Annotated in this window: 17 protein-coding genes and 1 pseudogene; 11 read left to right on the forward strand and 7 right to left on the reverse strand. The window is 74.4% G+C overall.

Going from position 1 to position 18141, the window contains the following annotated elements; translation table 11 throughout:
- Positions 1–133 precede the first annotated feature (133 nt).
- Positions 134–769, reverse strand: coding sequence for a TIGR03085 family metal-binding protein (locus ACFQ79_RS18080; protein ID WP_383584449.1), 636 nt, complete (start codon positions 767–769; stop codon positions 134–136).
- A gap of 84 nt (positions 770–853) precedes the next feature.
- On the opposite strand from ACFQ79_RS18080, the gene hisI reads away from it, so the two are divergent.
- The 11 genes and pseudogenes from hisI to lgt form a co-directional block, all read left to right on the forward strand.
- Entirely contained in the window at positions 854–1246 is a 393-nt protein-coding gene (gene hisI / locus ACFQ79_RS18085) for a phosphoribosyl-AMP cyclohydrolase (RefSeq protein ID WP_383584451.1), read from the forward strand.
- A gap of 11 nt (positions 1247–1257) precedes the next feature.
- Complete coding sequence (locus ACFQ79_RS18090) at positions 1258–2748, forward strand: anthranilate synthase component I (protein ID WP_383584453.1); 1491 nt, start codon at positions 1258–1260, stop codon at positions 2746–2748.
- 14 nt (positions 2749–2762) lie between these two features.
- Positions 2763–3413, forward strand: a complete 651-nt coding sequence (locus ACFQ79_RS18095) for a TIGR02234 family membrane protein (protein ID WP_383584455.1) — start codon at positions 2763–2765, stop codon at positions 3411–3413.
- Positions 3414–3582: 169 nt separating this feature from the next.
- On the forward strand, positions 3583–3831 hold the full coding sequence (locus ACFQ79_RS18100) for an HGxxPAAW family protein (RefSeq protein ID WP_383584457.1): 249 nt from the start codon (positions 3583–3585) through the stop codon (positions 3829–3831).
- Between the two features lie 446 nt (positions 3832–4277).
- A complete protein-coding gene (locus ACFQ79_RS18105) occupies positions 4278–4703 on the forward strand; it encodes a DUF2752 domain-containing protein (protein WP_383584459.1) in 426 nt (141 codons plus the stop codon).
- Between the two features lie 155 nt (positions 4704–4858).
- Positions 4859–5668, forward strand: a complete 810-nt coding sequence (gene trpC, locus ACFQ79_RS18110; RefSeq protein WP_383584462.1) for an indole-3-glycerol phosphate synthase TrpC — start codon at positions 4859–4861, stop codon at positions 5666–5668.
- A gap of 7 nt (positions 5669–5675) precedes the next feature.
- On the forward strand, positions 5676–5936 hold the full coding sequence (gene trpM, locus ACFQ79_RS18115) for a tryptophan biosynthesis modulator TrpM (protein WP_383584464.1): 261 nt from the start codon (positions 5676–5678) through the stop codon (positions 5934–5936).
- Between the two features lie 515 nt (positions 5937–6451).
- Positions 6452–7690, forward strand: a complete 1239-nt coding sequence (gene trpB / locus ACFQ79_RS18120) for a tryptophan synthase subunit beta (RefSeq protein ID WP_383584466.1) — start codon at positions 6452–6454, stop codon at positions 7688–7690.
- On the forward strand, positions 7687–8508 hold the full coding sequence (gene trpA / locus ACFQ79_RS18125; RefSeq protein WP_383584468.1) for a tryptophan synthase subunit alpha: 822 nt from the start codon (positions 7687–7689) through the stop codon (positions 8506–8508). The genes trpB and trpA overlap by 4 nt, the downstream gene beginning before the upstream one ends.
- A gap of 63 nt (positions 8509–8571) precedes the next feature.
- Entirely contained in the window at positions 8572–9429 is an 858-nt protein-coding gene (locus tag ACFQ79_RS18130; RefSeq protein ID WP_383584470.1) for a DsbA family protein, read from the forward strand.
- A gap of 88 nt (positions 9430–9517) precedes the next feature.
- Positions 9518–10367 (forward strand): annotated as a pseudogene (lgt, locus tag ACFQ79_RS18135) (prolipoprotein diacylglyceryl transferase); the annotation flags it as partial.
- Positions 10368–10668: 301 nt separating this feature from the next.
- Here the strand turns inward: lgt and ACFQ79_RS18140 are convergent.
- The 6 genes from ACFQ79_RS18140 to ACFQ79_RS18165 are packed head-to-tail and all read right to left on the reverse strand — an operon-like array spanning position 10669 to position 17820.
- Positions 10669–11514: an HpcH/HpaI aldolase/citrate lyase family protein gene (locus ACFQ79_RS18140; RefSeq protein ID WP_383584556.1), complete on the reverse strand. Its 846-nt coding sequence runs from the start codon at positions 11512–11514 to the stop codon at positions 10669–10671.
- A 5-nt stretch (positions 11515–11519) separates the two neighbouring features.
- Positions 11520–12827: a CaiB/BaiF CoA transferase family protein gene (locus ACFQ79_RS18145; protein ID WP_383584472.1), complete on the reverse strand. Its 1308-nt coding sequence runs from the start codon at positions 12825–12827 to the stop codon at positions 11520–11522.
- Positions 12824–13762, reverse strand: coding sequence for a ribokinase (gene rbsK, locus ACFQ79_RS18150; protein WP_383584474.1), 939 nt, complete (start codon positions 13760–13762; stop codon positions 12824–12826). The genes ACFQ79_RS18145 and rbsK overlap by 4 nt, the downstream gene beginning before the upstream one ends.
- Entirely contained in the window at positions 13759–15411 is a 1653-nt protein-coding gene (locus ACFQ79_RS18155; RefSeq protein ID WP_383584476.1) for an ADP-ribosylglycohydrolase family protein, read from the reverse strand. Before ACFQ79_RS18155 ends, rbsK begins: the two co-directional genes overlap by 4 nt.
- On the reverse strand, positions 15408–16586 hold the full coding sequence (locus ACFQ79_RS18160) for an ADP-ribosylglycohydrolase family protein (RefSeq protein WP_383584478.1): 1179 nt from the start codon (positions 16584–16586) through the stop codon (positions 15408–15410). The genes ACFQ79_RS18155 and ACFQ79_RS18160 overlap by 4 nt, the downstream gene beginning before the upstream one ends.
- Positions 16543–17820, reverse strand: coding sequence for an ADP-ribosylglycohydrolase family protein (locus ACFQ79_RS18165; protein ID WP_383584559.1), 1278 nt, complete (start codon positions 17818–17820; stop codon positions 16543–16545). The genes ACFQ79_RS18160 and ACFQ79_RS18165 overlap by 44 nt, the downstream gene beginning before the upstream one ends.
- Positions 17821–18141 lie beyond the last annotated feature (321 nt).

Here is an 18141-nt window from a genome sequence, read left to right on the forward strand (position 1 = left end):
CGTTCCGGCGCCGGGACCTGGTCGCCACCGTTCCGGCGCCGGGACCCGGCCGCTACCGTTCCGGCGTCGCGACCCGGCCCGCCGCCGGTCCGGCGGCCCCGGCTCGCGCGCCGGCTCACCCCCGCCCGACCGCTCAGAGACCCAGCTGCTTCGTCTCCCGCAGCCGTTCGATCGCCTCCGGCTCCCCGTCCAGCTCCACCTTGGCCGAGTCCTGGCGGCCGAACAGGTACATCGTCAGCTCGCCCGGCTCCCCGGAGACCGTCACCACCGGGGTGCCCCGGTGCGCCACCGCCGTCTGGCCGTTCGGCCGGCGCAGCACCAGGCCCACCGGGACCTTGCGGCCCAGCAGACGGGCGCTGCGCTCCAGGCGGGACCAGAGGGCGTCGGCGAAGACCGGGTCGAGCTCCCGCGCCGACCATGCGGGCTGGGCACGGCGTACGTCCTCGGCGTGGACGTAGAACTCGACGACGTTCGCCCCCTCGTCCACCTGCTTGATGGTGAACGGCGAGAACCGCGGCGGCCCCGTTCGGATGAGCTGGATCAGCTCCTCGTACGGCTTGTCGGCGAACTCCGCCTGCACCCGCTCCTGCCGGTCCTTCAGCGCCGGTACGAGCGAACCGGCCGCCGCGTCCGGGCGCCGCTCGCGCACCACCACATGGGCGGCGAGGTCCCGGGTCCGCCAGCCCTCGCAGAGCGTCGGGGCCTCGGGGCCCGCCGCCTCCAACAGGTCGGCGAGCAGAAGCCGTTCACGTTTGGCATGGGTCGACATGACCGCCAGCGTACGGCGGGTGCCGCCGGTCCGCCCAGTGGACGCCCCGCCGGACACCACCCCGGGGCGCGGCACAATGGCGCCATGAGCAGCACGCCCCGGACCCCCAGCGACCTCGACCCGGCCATCGCCGCGCGCCTCAAGCGCGGCCCCGACGGGCTCGTCCCCGCCATCGCCCAGCAGTACGGCACCGGCGAGGTGCTGATGCTCGGCTGGATGGACGACGAGGCCCTCCACCGCACCCTCACCACCGGCCGCTGCACCTACTGGTCCCGCAGCCGCCAGGAGTACTGGGTCAAGGGCGACACCTCCGGCCACGTCCAGCACGTCAGGTCCGTCGCCCTCGACTGCGACGCCGACACCGTCCTCGTCACGGTCGACCAGGTCGGCGCCGCCTGCCACACCGGCGCCCGGACCTGCTTCGACGCCGACGTGCTCCCCGTATCCGGGTCCGACGCGGACCCCGTCTCCGAGTAGGGTCTGGCGCCATGGATCTCGACACCTTCCGCAAGCTGGCGACCGACCGCCGCGTCATCCCCGTCAGCCGCCGGCTGCTCGCGGACGGCGACACCCCGGTCGGGCTCTACCGCAAGCTCGCCGCCGAACGGCCCGGCACCTTCCTCCTCGAATCCGCGGAGAACGGCCGCTCCTGGTCCCGCTACTCCTTCATCGGCGTCCGCAGCGACGCCACCCTGACGGTGAAGGACGGCGAGGCCCACTGGCTGGGCACCCCGCCCGTCGGCGTCCCCACCGACGGCGACCCGCTCCAGGCCCTGCGCGCCACCGTCGAGACCCTCCACACCCCGCGCGACCTGGCCTCGGGCATGCCCCCCTTCACCGGCGGCATGGTCGGCTACCTCGGCTACGACATCGTCCGCCGCCTGGAGAAGATCGGCGACTCCACCCGGGACGACCTCGAACTCCCCGAGCTGACCATGCTCCTCACCAGCGACCTCGCGGTCCTCGACCACTGGGACGGCTCGGTCCTGCTGATCGCCAACGCGATCAACCACAACGACCTGGAGACCGGCATCGAGGAGGCGTACGAGCACGCCGTCGCCCGCCTCGACGCCATGGAGGCCGACCTGGCCCGCCCGGTCGCCACCGCCCCCACCGCCCTGCCCGCCTCCGCGCTCCCCGAGTTCTCCGCGCTCTGGGGCGGAGAGGCCTACCAGGACGCCGTCGAGGACATCAAGGAGCGCATCCGGGCCGGCGAGGCCTTCCAGGTCGTCCCCTCGCAGCGCTTCGAGACCGCCTGCACCGCCTCCGCGCTCGACGTCTACCGGGTCCTGCGGGCCACCAACCCGTCCCCGTACATGTACCTCTTCCGCTTCGAGAACGGCTTCGACGTCGTCGGCTCCAGCCCCGAGGCCCTCGTCAAGGTCGAGGACGGTCACGCGCTGCTCCACCCCATCGCCGGCACCCGGCACCGCGGCGCCACCCCGCAGGAGGACCACGACCTCGCCGAGGAACTGCTCGCCGACCCCAAGGAGCGCGCCGAGCACCTCATGCTCGTCGACCTCGGCCGCAACGACCTCGGCCGCGTCTGCGCGCCCGGCTCCGTCGAGGTCGTCGACTTCATGTCCGTCGAGCGCTACTCGCACGTCATGCACATCGTCTCCACCGTGACCGGCGAGGTCGCCGAGGGCAGGACCGCCTTCGACGTCCTCACCGCCTGCTTCCCGGCCGGCACGCTCTCGGGCGCGCCCAAGCCCCGCGCGATGCAGATCATCGAGGAGCTCGAACCCTCCCGGCGCGGCCTGTACGGCGGATGTGTCGGTTATCTCGATTTCGCCGGCGACGCGGACACGGCCATCGCCATCCGCACCGCCCTGCTCCGCGACGGAACCGCGTATGTGCAGGCCGGAGCGGGTGTCGTCGCCGACTCCGACCCCGTCGCCGAGGACAACGAGTGCCGGAACAAGGCCGCGGCCGTCCTCCGCGCCGTCCACACGGCCAACCGGATGAACGGCGCCTGACCACGTAGGGGATAGTGGGGTACGTGAGTGCCGTACCCGTACCCCAGCCCCGCGCCGCCCGCGCGGCCGTCGCCGGCGGCGGCCGCCGCAGCCTGGCCGCGGCCCTCTTCCTCGGTGCCCTCGGCGCCACCGTCGTCCTGCTCTCCGCGGGCCAGATCTGGGCGGAGGGCACCGCGTCCGTCGGCGGCGGCAGCGTCTCCGTCGAAGCCGACGGCGGCACCGTCACCGGTGTGCCGACCGCCCTCGCGATCGTCGGCCTCGCCGCGCTCTTCGCGGTCTTCGCCGTCCGCCGCACCGGCCGCACCCTCGTCGCCGCGCTCCTCACGCTCAGCGGCGCGGGCGCCGCGCTCGCCGCGGTCCTCGGCGCGTCCGACCGCGCCGCCCTGGACGCCGAGGCCGCCCGCATCAGCGGAGACACCGCCGCCGCCGTGGCCGGTCTGAGCCACACCGTCTGGCCGTACGTGACCGCCGCGGGTGCCGTCCTCATCCTGCTCGCCGGCCTCTTCGCGCTGCGCTTCGGCAAGAGCTGGCCCGCGATGGGCGGCCGCTACGAGCGCTCGGGCACCCCGCGGGCCGCCCGCAAGGCCCCCACGAACGACCCGGACCGGCCCGAGGACCTGTGGAAGGCCCTGGACCGCGGCGAGGACCCCACGCACGGGGCGTGACGGGCCGAGCCGCGGCGCCCGAGGGCGCAGCCGAGGCTCACCCGACCGCGACGCGTGATCGTCCCGGTACCCCCGATTCACCCCCGCGCGCCCGCGTGCGGGACAATGAGCGCCGAGAGTCCGCGCACGCGAGACCTCACCATCGAGCAACTGCAACGAGGAGCAACTCATGGCGGGCAGCGCCCACGGACACACCCCGGCCGCCTGGACCGGTGTCATCATCTCCTTCATCGGCTTCTGCATCGCCGGCGTCTTCATGGTGGCCGCCAACCAGGCCGGTTTCTGGGCCGGCGTGGGTGTCATCCTGCTCGGCGGCGTCGTCGGCGGGGCGATGAAGGCCGCGGGCCTCGGCATGCCGAAGGACTCGGCGGCCGTCGTCGCCGCCCGCGAGGCCGCGACGCTCCAGGCCCGTTCCTGACGCGCCACGACACATCCGAGAGCGCAGCCCGGCCGTGCCGGGCTGCGCTCTCGCGCGTCCGGGGCGAGAATCACCGGGTGGACCCGCAGCCGACGGCCGGAGCCGTGACCGACGCATCCAGCACCCGACCGGGTGAACCTGTCCCACCGACCGAACCGGCCCGCGAGGAGGCCCCCGGGGGACCGGGGGCTGCCGGGGCGCCCGGGGCTGCCGGGGCGCCTGGAGCTGCCGGGGCGTCGGCGGAGGGGCCGTCCACGCCTGCGCACACGCCTTCGCCCACGCACGGGCACACACACGGGCCCGCGGGGCCGGGGGCCGGGTCCGCAACGGCTGCGCCCACGGGGCCGGGGGCCGGGTCCGCCGCGCCTCCGCACGCGCACGCGTGGCCCGGTGGGGGGACCGTTCCGCCGCCGGGCGCCTGGGGGCCCGGCTGGACCGGCGGGCCCGTGACGGCACCGGTACCGCCACCGGCCCGGTCGCTCGCGCGTCGGCTGTTCGCGCCCGTCGCCACGCTCGCCGGGGTGGCGGCCGCCTTCGCGTACGTCGGGACCGTCGACCCCAACGAACCCGGGCACTACCCCGTCTGCCCGCTGCTCCGCTTCACCGGCATCTACTGCCCCGGCTGCGGTGGGCTCCGCAGCGCCCACGCCTTCGTCCACGGCGACCTTCCGGCCGCCCTCGGAGCCAACGCCCTCGCCGTCATCGGCTACGGAATCTTCGGCGTCCTCATGGTCGTCTGGCTGAATCGTGCTCTCCGCGGGGTGCCCATGCGCCTCGCGGTCTCCCCGGTCCTGTGGTGGGGGATCGGGGCCGTGCTCGCCCTCTTCACCCTGGTCCGGAACCTTCCCTTCGGCTCCGCGCTGGCCCCCTGAGGGCCCCGTGCGGCGCCGCGTGGACCCCTACGCGAGTCCCAGCAGATGGGACGCGACTCCGGCCGATGCGAGTCCGGGGCCGTCCTGCGGATAGGATCGATGTGGCTGAACCTGGTTCATCATCACCATCACCGTCCCGGAAGGGGGCCCCTCGCGTGAGTGTGCTCGACGAGATCATCGAAGGCGTACGCGCCGACCTCGCAGAGCGGCAGGCGCGGGTCACCCTCGACGAGCTCAAGGAGCGCGCCGCCAAGGCGCCGCAGGCCAAGGACGGCGTCGCCGCACTGCGCGGCGACGGCGTCAAGGTGATCTGCGAGGTCAAGCGCTCCAGCCCGTCCAAGGGCGCGCTCGCCGCGATCGCCGACCCGGCCGGACTCGCCGCGGACTACGAGGCGGGCGGCGCGGCCGTCATCTCCGTCCTCACCGAGCAGCGCCGCTTCGGCGGCTCGCTCGCGGACCTGGAGGCCGTCCGGGCCAAGGTCGACATCCCGGTCCTGCGCAAGGACTTCATCGTCACCGCGTATCAGCTCTGGGAAGCACGGGCGTACGGAGCGGATCTCGCGCTCCTCATCGTCGCCGCCCTGGAGCAGGAGGCCCTGGTCTCCCTCATCGAGCGCGCCGAGTCCATCGGGCTCACCCCGCTCGTCGAGGTCCACGACGAGGACGAGGTCGAGCGTGCCGTCGAGGCGGGCGCCCGGATCATCGGCGTGAACGCGCGCAACCTGAAGACCCTCAAGGTCGACCGCTCCACCTTCGAGCGCGTCGCCCCCGAGATCCCCGCGCACATCGTCAAGATCGCCGAGTCCGGCGTCCGCGGCCCGCACGACCTCATCGCCTACGCCAACGCCGGCGCCGACGCGGTCCTGGTCGGCGAGTCGCTCGTCACCGGCCGCGACCCGAAGGCCGCCGTCGCCGACCTGGTCGCCGCCGGCGCCCACCCGGCACTCCGGCACGGCCGGAGCTGACCGCGTCATGACCCGCCGCCGCGCCACGCCGACCCCTCCGGGCACCGCCCGGGGGACCGTCGGCGTGCCCGGCGGCAGGCTGCGCGTCGCAGCCGCGTCCGTACCCGCGCCGCACGCCCCGCTGGCCCGGGGCTGCCGTCCGCGTGGCTGCCGCGCGCCCGCCCGCCGTGTCCACGGTCGCCGGGTGCGGTACGTCATCGGGGACGAGCCCGGCCAGGTCAACGGCATGCGATGGCGCCGGCGCCCTGCGCGCACCTCCACGAACTGACGCAACCGCCCAGCCACCGAGCCCTCCGGCCCTGTGGCCCAGCGCCGTACCGCGCCGCGCCGTTGTCCCCGCCACCCGCCGCCCGTGTGGGCAATCGTCCCGCTGGGGCGGGACGGGTGGGCACACGGGACGGCGCGCTCGGCGGCGCCTCCGCCCCTTGTGCCTGAACCCGCACCGCAAGCACGGTGCACAAAGGGTGCGGGTCAGGGCGCGGGGAGCCTGGGCCCGGCAAGGGGCGCCGTCCGTTGTGCCCACCCGTTCCGCCCCTGGGAGTCCCCCCTGGACGAAGTCCTTGGGGGAGGAACGAATGCCCACAACGGGCGGGGCGAGCGGTCCGAGGCCCACGACGGGCGAGGCCCACGACGGGCGAGGCCCACGACGGGCGCGGCCCGCAGTGGGCGCCGACCGCGGCGCGAGCCGGCTATGGCGTTGGCGGACAGGAGTGGGGCGGGCGCATACCGTGACCATCGACCGCACGTAAAACACGGGGCACCCGCCCCGCGAGGAGCATCCGCATGTCCAGCGAGTTCTTCATTCCAGACCCGGAGGGTCAGGTCCCCACCCCCGAGGGCTACTTCGGTGCCTACGGCGGCAAGTTCATCCCCGAGGCCCTCGTCGCCGCCGTCGACGAGGTCGCCGTCGAGTACGACAAGGCCAAGTCCGACCCGGAGTTCGCCCGCGAGCTCAACGACCTGATGGTCAACTACACGGGCCGCCCGAGCGCCCTCACCGAGGTGCCCCGGTTCGCCGAGCACGCCGGCGGCGCCCGGATCTTCCTCAAGCGCGAGGACCTGAACCACACCGGCTCGCACAAGATCAACAACGTGCTCGGTCAGGCCCTGCTCACCAAGCGCATGGGCAAGACCCGCGTGATCGCCGAGACCGGCGCCGGTCAGCACGGCGTGGCCACCGCCACCGCCTGCGCCCTCTTCGGCCTCGACTGCACCATCTACATGGGCGAGGTCGACACCCAGCGCCAGGCCCTCAACGTGGCCCGGATGCGGATGCTCGGCGCCGAGGTCGTGGCCGTGAAGTCCGGCAGCCGTACCCTCAAGGACGCCATCAACGAGGCGTTCCGCGACTGGGTCGCCAACGTGGACCGGACGCACTACCTGTTCGGCACCGTGGCGGGCCCGCACCCCTTCCCCGCCATGGTCCGCGACTTCCACCGCGTCATCGGCGTCGAGGCCCGCCGCCAGATCCTGGAGCGGGCCGGCCGCCTCCCCGACGCGGCCATCGCCTGCGTCGGCGGCGGCTCCAACGCCATCGGCCTCTTCCACGCCTTCGTCCCGGACGCGGACGTCCGTCTGATCGGCTGCGAGCCGGCCGGCCACGGCGTCGAGACCGGCGAGCACGCGGCCACCCTCACCGCCGGCGAGCCGGGCATCCTGCACGGTTCGCGGTCGTACGTCCTCCAGGACGAGGAGGGCCAGATCACCGAGCCGTACTCGATCTCGGCGGGCCTCGACTACCCGGGCATCGGCCCGGAGCACGCGTACCTGAAGGACAGCGGGCGCGGCGAGTACCGCGCCGTCACCGACGACGCCGCCATGCAGGCGCTGCGGCTGCTCTCCCGTACCGAGGGGATCATCCCGGCCATCGAGTCGGCGCACGCCCTCGCCGGGGCGCTCGAGGTCGGCAAGGAGCTCGGCAAGGACGCCCTGCTCCTCGTGAACCTCTCCGGGCGCGGCGACAAGGACATGGACACGGCCGCCCGCTACTTCGGCCTGTACGACGGGGAGGGCTCCAAGTGACGACCGGCAACATCCAGCTGCTCAGCGACACCCTCGCCAAGGCGAAGGCCGAGAACCGGGCCGCGCTCATCGCGTACCTCCCGGCCGGCTTCCCGACCGTCGACGGCGGCATCGCGGCGATCAAGGCCGTCTTCGACGGCGGTGCGGACGTGGTCGAGGTCGGCCTCCCGCACAGCGACCCGGTCCTCGACGGGCCGGTCATCCAGACCGCCGACGACATCGCCCTGCGCGGCGGCGTCAAGATCGCCGACGTCATGCGGACGGTCCGCGAGGCCCACGAGGCCACCGGAAAGCCGGTCCTCGTCATGACGTACTGGAACCCGATCGACCGGTACGGCGTCGAGCGCTTCACCGAGGAGCTCGCCGCGGCCGGCGGCGCGGGCTGCATCCTGCCCGACCTGCCGGTCCAGGAGTCCGACGTCTGGCGTGCGAACGCCGACAAGCACGGTCTCGCGACCGTCTTCGTCGTCGCGCCCAGCAGCAAGGACGAGCGCCTCGCCACCATCACGGCGGCCGGCTCCGGCTTCGTCTACGCGGCCTCCCTCATGGGTGTCACCGGCACCCGCGAGTCGGTCGGCGAGCAGGCGGCCGACCTGGTCCGCCGCACCCGCGCCACCTCCGCGCTGCCCGTCTGCGTCGGCCTCGGCGTCTCCAACGCCACCCAGGCCAAGGAGGTCGCCGCCTTCGCCGACGGCGTCATCGTCGGCTCCGCGTTCGTGAAGCGGATCCTCGACGCCGACGGCGACGAGACCGCGGGACTCGCCGCCGTAAGGGAACTGGCGGCCGAACTCGCCGAGGGCGTCCGGCGCGTTTCGTAACCCATCCGGGTGGATCTGCGACCGGGGAGGCACGCACGTGCCTCCCCGGTTCGTTTCCGAGGCGTGAGCCAGAAGAACAGTGGTGACGGTAATCGGAGTGCGCGGGAGCGTCTCCAGCAGCAGCGCGAGCACGAGAAGGCCCGCGAGAAGCAGCGGCGGATCCTGATCGTGTCGGCGGCGGTGGTCGGCGTCCTCGGACTCGCCGCGGTCGTCGGTGTGATCGCCGCGGGCGGCGACAAGGACAGCGGATCCGACAAGGCGGGCCCGGTCGTCGCGCCCACCGGGGCGACCGAGGAGGACGGCAAGCCCGCCGTCCCCACCGGGAAGGCGGACGCCCCATCGACGCTGGCGATCTGGGAGGACTTCCGCTGCCCGGCGTGCGCCCAGTTCGAGAACGCGTTCCGGGACACCATCCACGAGCTGGAGGCCGCGGGCGCGGTCAGGACCGAGTACCACCTCGCCACCCTCATCGACGGGAACATGGGCGGCAGCGGCTCCCTGCGCGCGGCGAACGCCGCCGCGTGCGCCCAGGACGCGGGGAAGTTCACCGCGTACCACGACACGCTCTACATCAACCAGCCGCCGGAGACGGACGACGCCTTCGGCAGCAACGACAAGCTGATCGAGCTCGCGGCGAAGGTGCCGGGGCTCGACACGCCCGCCTTCCGCAGCTGTGTGAACGACGGCACGCACGACACCTGGGTGGCCAAGTCGAACGAGGCCTTCCAGAACGGCGGCTTCCGCGGCACGCCGTCCGTCCTGCTCAACGGGGAGTCGATCTTCCCGCAGAAGGGGAACGAGCAGATCTCCCCGGACAACCTGAAGAAGTGGGTCGCCGAGGCAAACAAGGGCAAGAAGCCCGGCACGGCGGCCCCGGCGACCGCCCCCGCGGCCTCCCCGGGCTCTCCCTCGGCGGGCTGAGCCGCCGCCTCCGGCCCGGGTTAGTTACCCATACGTTGCCGGGTGGGCTGCCGTCCCGCCCGCCCGGCAGGGTAGCGTCGGTCCTGCCATGGACCTTGCCTACATTCCCAGCCCGTCGACCGGCGTGATCAACCTCGGACCGATCCCGCTGCGCGGCTATGCCTTCTGCATCATCATCGGTGTCTTCGTCGCCGTCTGGTACGGCAACAAGCGCTGGATCGCCCGGGGCGGCACCGCCGGCACCGTGGCCGACATCGCCGTCTGGGCGGTGCCCTTCGGCCTCGTCGGCGGACGCCTCTACCACGTGATCACCGACTACCAGCTGTACTTCAGCGAGGGTGAGAACTGGGTCGACGCCTTCAAGATCTGGGAGGGCGGCCTCGGTATCTGGGGCGCCATCGCGCTCGGCGCGGTGGGTGCCTGGATCGGCTGCCGCCGCAGGGGCATCCCGCTCCCGGCGTACGCCGACGCCATCGCTCCCGGCATCGCGTTCGCCCAGGCCATCGGCCGCTGGGGCAACTGGTTCAACCAGGAGCTGTACGGCAAGCCGACCGACCTGCCCTGGGCCCTGAAGATCACCGAGGGCGCGAACCGCGAGGCCGGGCTCTACCACCCGACCTTCCTGTACGAGTCGCTCTGGTGCGTCGGTGTCGCCGTCCTCGTCATCTGGGCCGACCGCCGCTTCAAGCTCGGCCACGGGCGCGCCTTCGCGCTGTACGTCGCCGCGTACTGCGTGGGCCGGGCCTGGATCGAGTACATGCGCGTCGACGAGGCCCACCACATCCTGGGCCTGCGCCTGAACGTGTGGACCGCGATCGGCGTCTTCGTGCTCGCCGTGGTCTACATGGTGATCTCGGCGCGGATCCGCCCGGGCCGCGAGGAGATCGTCGAGCCGAAGGCCGCGAAGGAGGCCGCCGGCAAGGCGGCGGGCAAGACGGCCGAAGGCGACGAGGACGCGTCGCCCGAGGACGCTGCCGCGGACTCCGTCACGGATCCCCTCACGGACAGCGGGAAGGACGCCGACAGCGCCGACGCCGCTGGCCCCGACAGCTCCGACAGCTCCGACAGCTCCGACCGTTCCGGTGGGGACGTGGAGCACGGGGCCGACAACGGCGCCGGGTCCGCCGCCAAGAGCTGAACCCCCTCCAGCCGGTCGAAAGGGCCGTCGGGACCGAGAGGTCCCGGCGGCCCTTTCGCGTACGCGGGTGCGGGAGCCGGGCTCATGCCCGGGTCCCGGCGTCAGGCCGTGCGGGCCGCGAGGGCGAGGGTCCGGTGGGCGCCCGCCACCACCGCCGCGTCCACGAAGCGCCCGTCCGGGAGGGCGAGGGCGCCCAGCTCGGGGCCGGCGGCCGCGACGACCTCCCGTGCCGCGTCGACCTCCTCCGGGGTGGGGAGGTAGGCGCGCTCGATGACCGGGAGCTGGCGGGGGTGGATGGCCGCCCGGCCGAAGAAGCCCATGGCACGGCCCCGGGCGCAGCCCGCGGCCAGCGCGTCCAGGTCGCTGATGTCGGGATGGACCGACTGGGCCGGGGGCGGGAGGGCGGCCGCGCGGGCCGCGACCACCACCCGGCCGCGCGACCAGTCCAGGGCGCAGTCCTCCCGTACCCCGAGGTCCGCGCGGAGATCGGCCTCGCCGAGCGCGATGCCGCGGACGGCGGGATGGGCGGTGGCGATGGCGTACGCGTGCTCCACGGCCAGGGCGTTCTCCAGGAGCGGGTAGAGCGGGAGGCCGGGGGCGAGCTCGACGAGCCGGTGGATGTCAGTGGCGTGTGTCACCTTGGGAACACGAAGACCGTGGAGGCCGGGGAGGAGGGCCAGGGTGGGGATGTCGCGCGGGGTGTGGACGCGGACGTGGACCGGGACGGGGTGCGGGTCCGTGAGCAGATCGGCCGTGGCCTCGAGGGCGTACGCCTTGCGGTGCGGGGCGACCGCGTCCTCCAGATCGACGATGACGACGTCGGCGCCGGAGGACAGGGCCTTGCGGACCACATCGGGGCGGTCGCCCGGGGCGTACAGCCAGGTGAGGGCGGGCGTGGAGGGCGGGCGGCGCGTCGTGGCCTTCGCGCGGGTCGGGGTCTCGCTCATGTTGCTCATACCGCTCCCTGCTCGCGGAGGCTGCCGATCTCGGCGGGGGTGAGGCCGATCTCGGAGAGGACGGCGGTGGTGTCGGCGCCGTGGGGGCGGCCGGGCCAGCGGATGGCTCCGGGAGTCTCGGAGAGGCGGAAGAGGACGTTCTGCATCTTGATCGGGCCCAGTTCGGGGTCCTGCACCTCGGTGACGGTGCTGAGCGCCTGGTACTGGGGGTCGTCGACGACGTCCCGGATGTCGTAGACCGGGGCGATCGCCGCCTCGGCCTTCTCGAACACCGCCATCGCCTCGTCCCGGGTGCGGCGGGCGATCCAGGAGCCGACCGCCTCGTCGAGGACGTCCGCGTGCTCGGCCCGTCCGGTGCCGTCGGCGAACCACGGCTCGTCGATCAGATCGGGGCGGCCGACCAGCACCATGACGCGTTCGGCGATGGACTGGGCGGAGGTGGAGACGGCGACCCAGGAGCCGTCGGAGGTGCGGTACGTGTTGCGGGGCGCGTTGTTGCGGGAGCGGTTGCCCGTGCGGGGCTGGACATAGCCGAGCTGGTCGTACCAGAGGGGGTGGGGCCCGATGACCGAGAGCATCGGTTCGATGATCGCCATGTCGACGACCTGGCCACGCCCGGTCGTGGTCCTCGCGGTGAGCGCGGTCATCACCGCGTACGCCGTGGCCAGGGCGGCGATCGAGTCGGCCAGGCCGAAGGGGGGCAGGGTGGGCGGGCCCTCGGGCTCGCCGGTGATGGCGGCGAAACCGCTCATGGCCTCGGCGAGGGTGCCGAAACCGGGGCGGTGGGCGTACGGGCCGAACTGGCCGAAGCCGGTGACCCGGGCCAGGACCAGACGCGGGTTGACGGTGGCGAGCTCCTCCCAGCCGAGACCCCAGCGTTCCAGGGTGCCGGGGCGGAAGTTCTCCACGATCACGTCGGCGTCGGCGGCGAGCGCGAGAAGGGTGTCACGGCCGCCGGGGGAGGACAGATCGAGGGTGATCGTCCGCTTGTTGCGGCCGAGGACCTTCCACCAGAGACCGATGCCGTCCTTGGCGGGGCCGTGGCCGCGGGACGGGTCGGGCTTGCGGGGGTGCTCGACCTTGACGACGTCGGCGCCGAAGTCGCCGAGCATCGTGGCGGCGAGCGGGCCGGCGAAGAGGGTCGCGAGATCCAGGACCCGCAGACCGTGGAGGGGCGCTCGGGGTGCGGCGCCGACGGCGGACGTGTCGGAGCAGTGGGAGGCGTGAGCGGCGTGAACGGCGTGGGACGGGGTGGTGGACGCGGCCGGGGTGTGCGGCGTGCGGGCGTGAGGCGTGGGGGTCATGCGGGGTCGGTCTCCTTCTCGTCCTGGTCCCGGGGCTCGCCGAGGGAGCCGAAGGCGGCCTCGATCTCGGTGCGGTAGGGCATCGACGTCGACGCGCCCTCGCGCTGGACGGAGAGCGCGGCGGCGGTCCCCGCCCAGGCGAGTGCCTCGGGGGCGGGGCGGCCCTCGCCGAGGGCGACCACCAGCGCGCCGACGAAGGTGTCACCGGCGGCGGTGGTGTCCACGGCCCGGACGCGGGGCGCGGGCACCGTCACCGGATCGGCGCCCCGGACGGCGTACAGGCTGCCGGCCGCCCCCAGGGTGACGACGACCTCGGGGACGTCCCGGAGCAGCGCGAGCGCCGCCTCGCGGGGGTCCTTCAGGCCGGTCAGCGCGGCGGCCTCGTGCTCGTTGGGCACCAGCAGGTCGATGGTGGCGAGCAGTTCGGGAGGGAGGGGCTGGGCGGGGGCGGGGGTGAGGACGGTGCGGACGCCGAGGCGGCGGGCGGTCGCGGCGCCCTCCACGACGACGGAGAGGGGGAGTTCGAGCTGCAGCAGCAGGGCGTCGGCGGTGCCGATGAGGGCCTCGTCGCCGTGGTCGAGGGAGGTGACGGTGCCGTTCGCACCGGGGACGACGACGATCGCGTTGCCGCCGTCGTCGTCGACGACGATGTGCGCGGTGCCGGAGGCGCCCTCGGCGGTGCGCAGGAGATCGGTGTCCACCGAGCACTGTTCGAGGGTGGCCCGGAGCCGGGTGCCGAAGTCGTCGGCGCCGACCGCGCCGATCATCGACACCTCGCCGCCGGCGCGCGCGGCGGCGACGGCCTGGTTGGCGCCCTTGCCGCCGGGGATCGTACGGAAGGCGCGGCCGGTGACGGTTTCGCCGAGGGCCGGGGCCCTCGGGACGTAGGCGACGAGGTCCATGTTGGTGCTGCCGAGTACGACGATGCTGGTCATGGGCGTACTGCCTCCAGGTGGGTCAGTTCGGCCAGGGTGTCGAAGCCGATGCCGTCGAAGGACGGGACGGAGGTCGCGAGACGGTTCTTGAGGGGGGAGGTCCAGCGCTCCGGCAGCCGGTCGGGGTGACCGGCGAGCAGCCCGGCGACCGAACCCGCGGTGGCGCCGTTGGAGTCGGTGTCCCAGCCGCCGGAGACCGCCGCGCAGATGGAGCGGGTGAAGTCGCCGTCGGCGTGGGTGAGGGCGGCGGCGAGCAGGGCGGCGTTGGGGACGGCATGCACCCAGTGGTACCCGCCGAGTTCGGCGTGCAGACGGTCGACGACGGCGTCGAAGTCGGGGGTCTCGCGGGCGAGCCCGATCCCTCGGCGGACCGCCCGTGCGAGGCGGGACCGCGGTGGGATCACGGCGAGGCCCTCCGCGAGCGAGCGGTGGACGTCGGCGGTGCCGGTCGCGGCGGTGGCGAGGGTGGCGGCGACGAACATGGCGCCGTAGACGCCGTTCGCCGTGTGGGTGAGGGTCGCGTCCCGGTACGCCTGCCCGGCGGCGGCGACCGGGTCCCCCGGGTGGGTCCAGCCGTGGACGTCGGCCCGGATCTGGGCGCCGATCCACTCGCGGAACGGGTTGCGGTGGACGGCGGTCAGCGGGGGTTCGACCCCGTCGAGGAGATTGCGGTAGGCCACGCGCTCGGCCGTGAAGGTGCGGCCGGCGGGAAGCTCGTCGAGCCAGAGGCGGGCGACGTCGGCGGTGGTGAAGCCGCGGCCGTGGCGCTGGAGCAGCAGCAGGTTGAGGAGGGGGTAGTTGAGGTCGTCGTCCTCGGGCATCCCGTCGATGTTCTCGGCGAGGGAGGTGGGGGCGGAGCGGCGGTTCCAGGGGTGGGCGGCGAGCAGCTCGGGCGGGACGCCGCGGGCGGTGAACCAGGTGGAGAGGGGCCAGTTGCCGGTGGCACGGGCGAGGGCGCGGATGGCGGGGAGGCCGAGCTTCTCGACGGGCTTGCCGAGAAGGCAGCCCGCGGCTCGGCCGAGCCAGGAGGCGTGCAGGCGGTCGTGCAGGCGGTCGTGTAGACGGTCGTGCGGGGTGTCGCCTCCCCCCGACCCGCCGCCTGCGCCCGTCGGCGCGGGGGGACGCCCCCTTCCCGAGGCCTCGGCGGGGCCGGGGCCTTCGTTCGCGAACCCCCGGGTCCACGGCGCCTCGCGCGGGGAGCCGGAGCCCGACAACGGGGGATGCGTCCACCCCCCACCCCCGGACTCCGGCCGGGGGTGCCACCAACGCCCCTCTGGGCGACAGCCCGCAGTGACCGTCGCCGGGTCCCCGTCGGTGTCCCCGTCCCCGCCCCCGTCCGCGTCCGGGGCCTGGACCGGGGGAGGGGCGGTGTGGGGGGTCGTCAGCGCCCGGATGCCGGCGAGGTCCGTCGGCTCCTGCGCCGACAGCGGGGTGGGGAGGGCCGACAACGCGGCGAGGAGGGAGTCCGCCAGGGGGCGGAGGTCCGGCCGGGGGGAGGCGGAGGCGCCGGCCGTCTCCGGGGCGGGTGGGCCGCCCGCCGCCGCCCAGCGGGCCGCGAGGGCACGGGCGTCGCGGCCGTCCTCCGCCGCCTGGCGGAGTTCGTGGCCCACCAGGTCCTCCGCTTGGACCCAGGTCAGGCGGAGGCTCATCGGACGGCCGCACCCGTCAGGGTCGCGAACGTCCGCTCGTGGGCCCTGCGGCGTTTCCTGTCCTGGGCGAAGATCTCGTGGGTCACCTCCGTCAGGGCCCTCGCCGGCGCGTGCAGGTCCAGCCGGCTCGCCTCCGCCACCCGCTTCGCCCACTCGGCCGGCACCGCCTGCTCCCCGTGCAGCGCGCCCACGATCGCGCCCGCCATCGTGGCGATCGAGTCGCAGTCACGGCCGTAGTTGACGGAGCCCAGCACCGTACGCCGGTAGTCGCCCTCTCCGACGAGCAGCATGCCGAGGGCGATCGGGAGTTCCTCGATCGCGTGGAGACGGGACGGGCGACGGGCGCCGAGGGAGGGGGAGCGGTAGTCGGGGCCCACCGAGTCGAACGGGGCCACCGCCGTCCGGAGCGGCGTCAGCGCCGACTCGAAGTCCCGGTGCCGGGAGGCCACTTCCGTCACCGCCTCGATCGCCGCCAGGGTCCCGTCCTTCGCGAGCGACAGGGCGGTGTCGACCACGGAGGCCGGCGTGGCGCCGGGCTCGCACGCAGCCGCCACCGCCGCCGCGAACACCGCCGCCGCCTCGCGGCCGTACGAGGACTGGTGCGCGCCCGCGATGTCGAGGGCCTCGGCGTACGCGGCCTCCGGGTGGGCCGCGTTGACGAGCCCGACCGGGGCCATGTACATCGCGGCACCGCAGTTGACGATGTTGCCGCTGCCGGCCTCGCGCGGGTCCACATGGCCGTAGTGGATGCGTGTCACCAGCCACTTCTCGGCCAGGAAGATCCGCTGGAGCGGGAGTGCCTCCGCCTCCAGTTCCGGGATCCAGACGGGGTTGCCCATGAGGTCGGGGACGAGGTGGTCCGCGACCGCGTACGCGTCGAGGTGGCCGCGGACCTTCTCGTACACCCGGATCAGCGCATGGGTCATCAAGGTGTCGTCGGTGACGTGCCCGTCGCCCTTGTGGTACGGGGCGATGGGGCGGGCGGTGCGCCAGGCGTCGCCGTTCCACGGGCCGACGATCCCGGTGACGCGGCCGCCGTGGCGTTCCAGGATCTGCTGGGGGGTGTAGCCCTCGACGGGGCCGCCGAGCGCGTCGCCGACGGCGGCCCCGAGGAGACTGCCGGTGATCCGGTCATCCAGTGCGGGCGTCACCACGGGGGGTGTTGTGGGTGTCATGTCGGGATTGTCCACCCAGGGTGGGCGGTTCCGTGGCTGCGAGCAGCCCGGCGAGTTCGACCAGATCCGTTCCCGCGAGGCGGGGCAGCGCGCAGCCCGCGAGGGTTCGGCACGCCTCCCGCCAGGTCGCCGGCACCGAACGGCCCCCGCCCAGCGCCCCGGTGAGCGCGCCGGCCAGCGCGGGCGCGGAGTCGGCGACCCGGGAGAGGCAGACGGCGGCCGGGACGGCGGCCGTCATCTCGCCCCGGGCGGCGGCGGCGAGGGCGAGCGCCACCGGGACGGTCTCGGCGGCGGCGATGCCGTAGCTGTAGACGTGGTCCACGATCTGGTGCTCGAGGAGCGGGACCAGTTCGAAGGCCGAAGCGGCGGTCTGGGCCAGCTTCACCGCGTACCGGGCGTTGCGGCCGATCTCGGTGACGGGCGGGAGCTCGGCGAGCGCCGCCTCGACGGCCTCGTCGACCGTCGCCCCGCCGAGGGCCGCGGCGACGGCCGCCGCCATCGCGCGGGCGCCGTGGACGCCGTCGCCGTCCTGGGTGTACCGGGCGTCGAACGCGGCGAGTTCGGCCGCGGCGCGGGGGTCGCCGGGGTGGACGACGGCCAGGACGACGGCCCGGACGGAGGCCGCGTCGTCGAAGAAGTGCGGGTTGTCGTGTCCGGTCGCGGGCGGACGCAGGCCGGTGGCGAGATTGCCGAGTCCCGCGCGGACGGAGATCCGGGCGCGCAGCGGGAGCACGGCGGACTCGACCTCGGGGGCGCGTTCCGCCGCGGCGGCGACCTGTCCGGCGAGGGCGTTCCAGGCGAGGTCGACGGCGGCGCGGAGCCGGCGCTCCTCCGGGAGGCCGGTGAAGACCGGGCCCGGGGCGGCGAGGATCGCCTCGGCGGTGAAGACCGCCCATTCGGCGTCGTCGGAGGGGCCGAGGCGGAGGGGCTCGGGGGGCTGGTTGAGGGCGATGGGGACGGGGAGGGTGGTCGTGGCGTTCTGCTCGGCGAAGGTGTCGAGCTCGCGGGTGAGACGGCGGGTCCACTCGGGCATGCGGGCGGCGCGGTGCCTGGCGGCGGGCCATCCTGCGGCGTCGCCTGCGGCGAGGCCGAGGAGGAGGCCCTCCACCGCGTCGCGCGGTGGCCTGCGGGGGGCCTCGGGCTGTCGGTCCTCTCGGGTGCCGCCCCACGAACCCGTGCCGTGCGGAGGGGCGGGGTCCGGTGTGTCGGTGCCCGGCAGCGGGGTCACCGTCAGGTCCTGGTGGGCGCCGAGCAGGGGGCCGGCGTCCGGCGAGGGGTGCCGCGCCCACCCTCCCCCGGACTCCGTCTGGGGGTGCCCCCACCGCCCTGCGGAACGATTGCCCACGGCGGTGGGAGCGTCGCCCAGGGCGGTGGGGGCGTCGCCCGCAGAGGCGAGAGCGCTGCCCAGGGCGGTGGGGGCGTCGCCCGCAGAGGCGGGAGCGCTGCCCAGGGCGGTGGGGGCGTCGCCCGCAGAGGCGGGGGAGTTGCCCACGGCGGTGGGGGCGTTGCCCACGGCGGTGGGGGCGTTGCCCTTGGCGGTGGGAGCGCTGCCCGC

The sequence above is a fragment of the Streptomyces sp. NPDC056480 genome, assembly GCF_042795405.1.
Classification (GTDB): Bacteria; Actinomycetota; Actinomycetes; order Streptomycetales; family Streptomycetaceae; genus Streptomyces.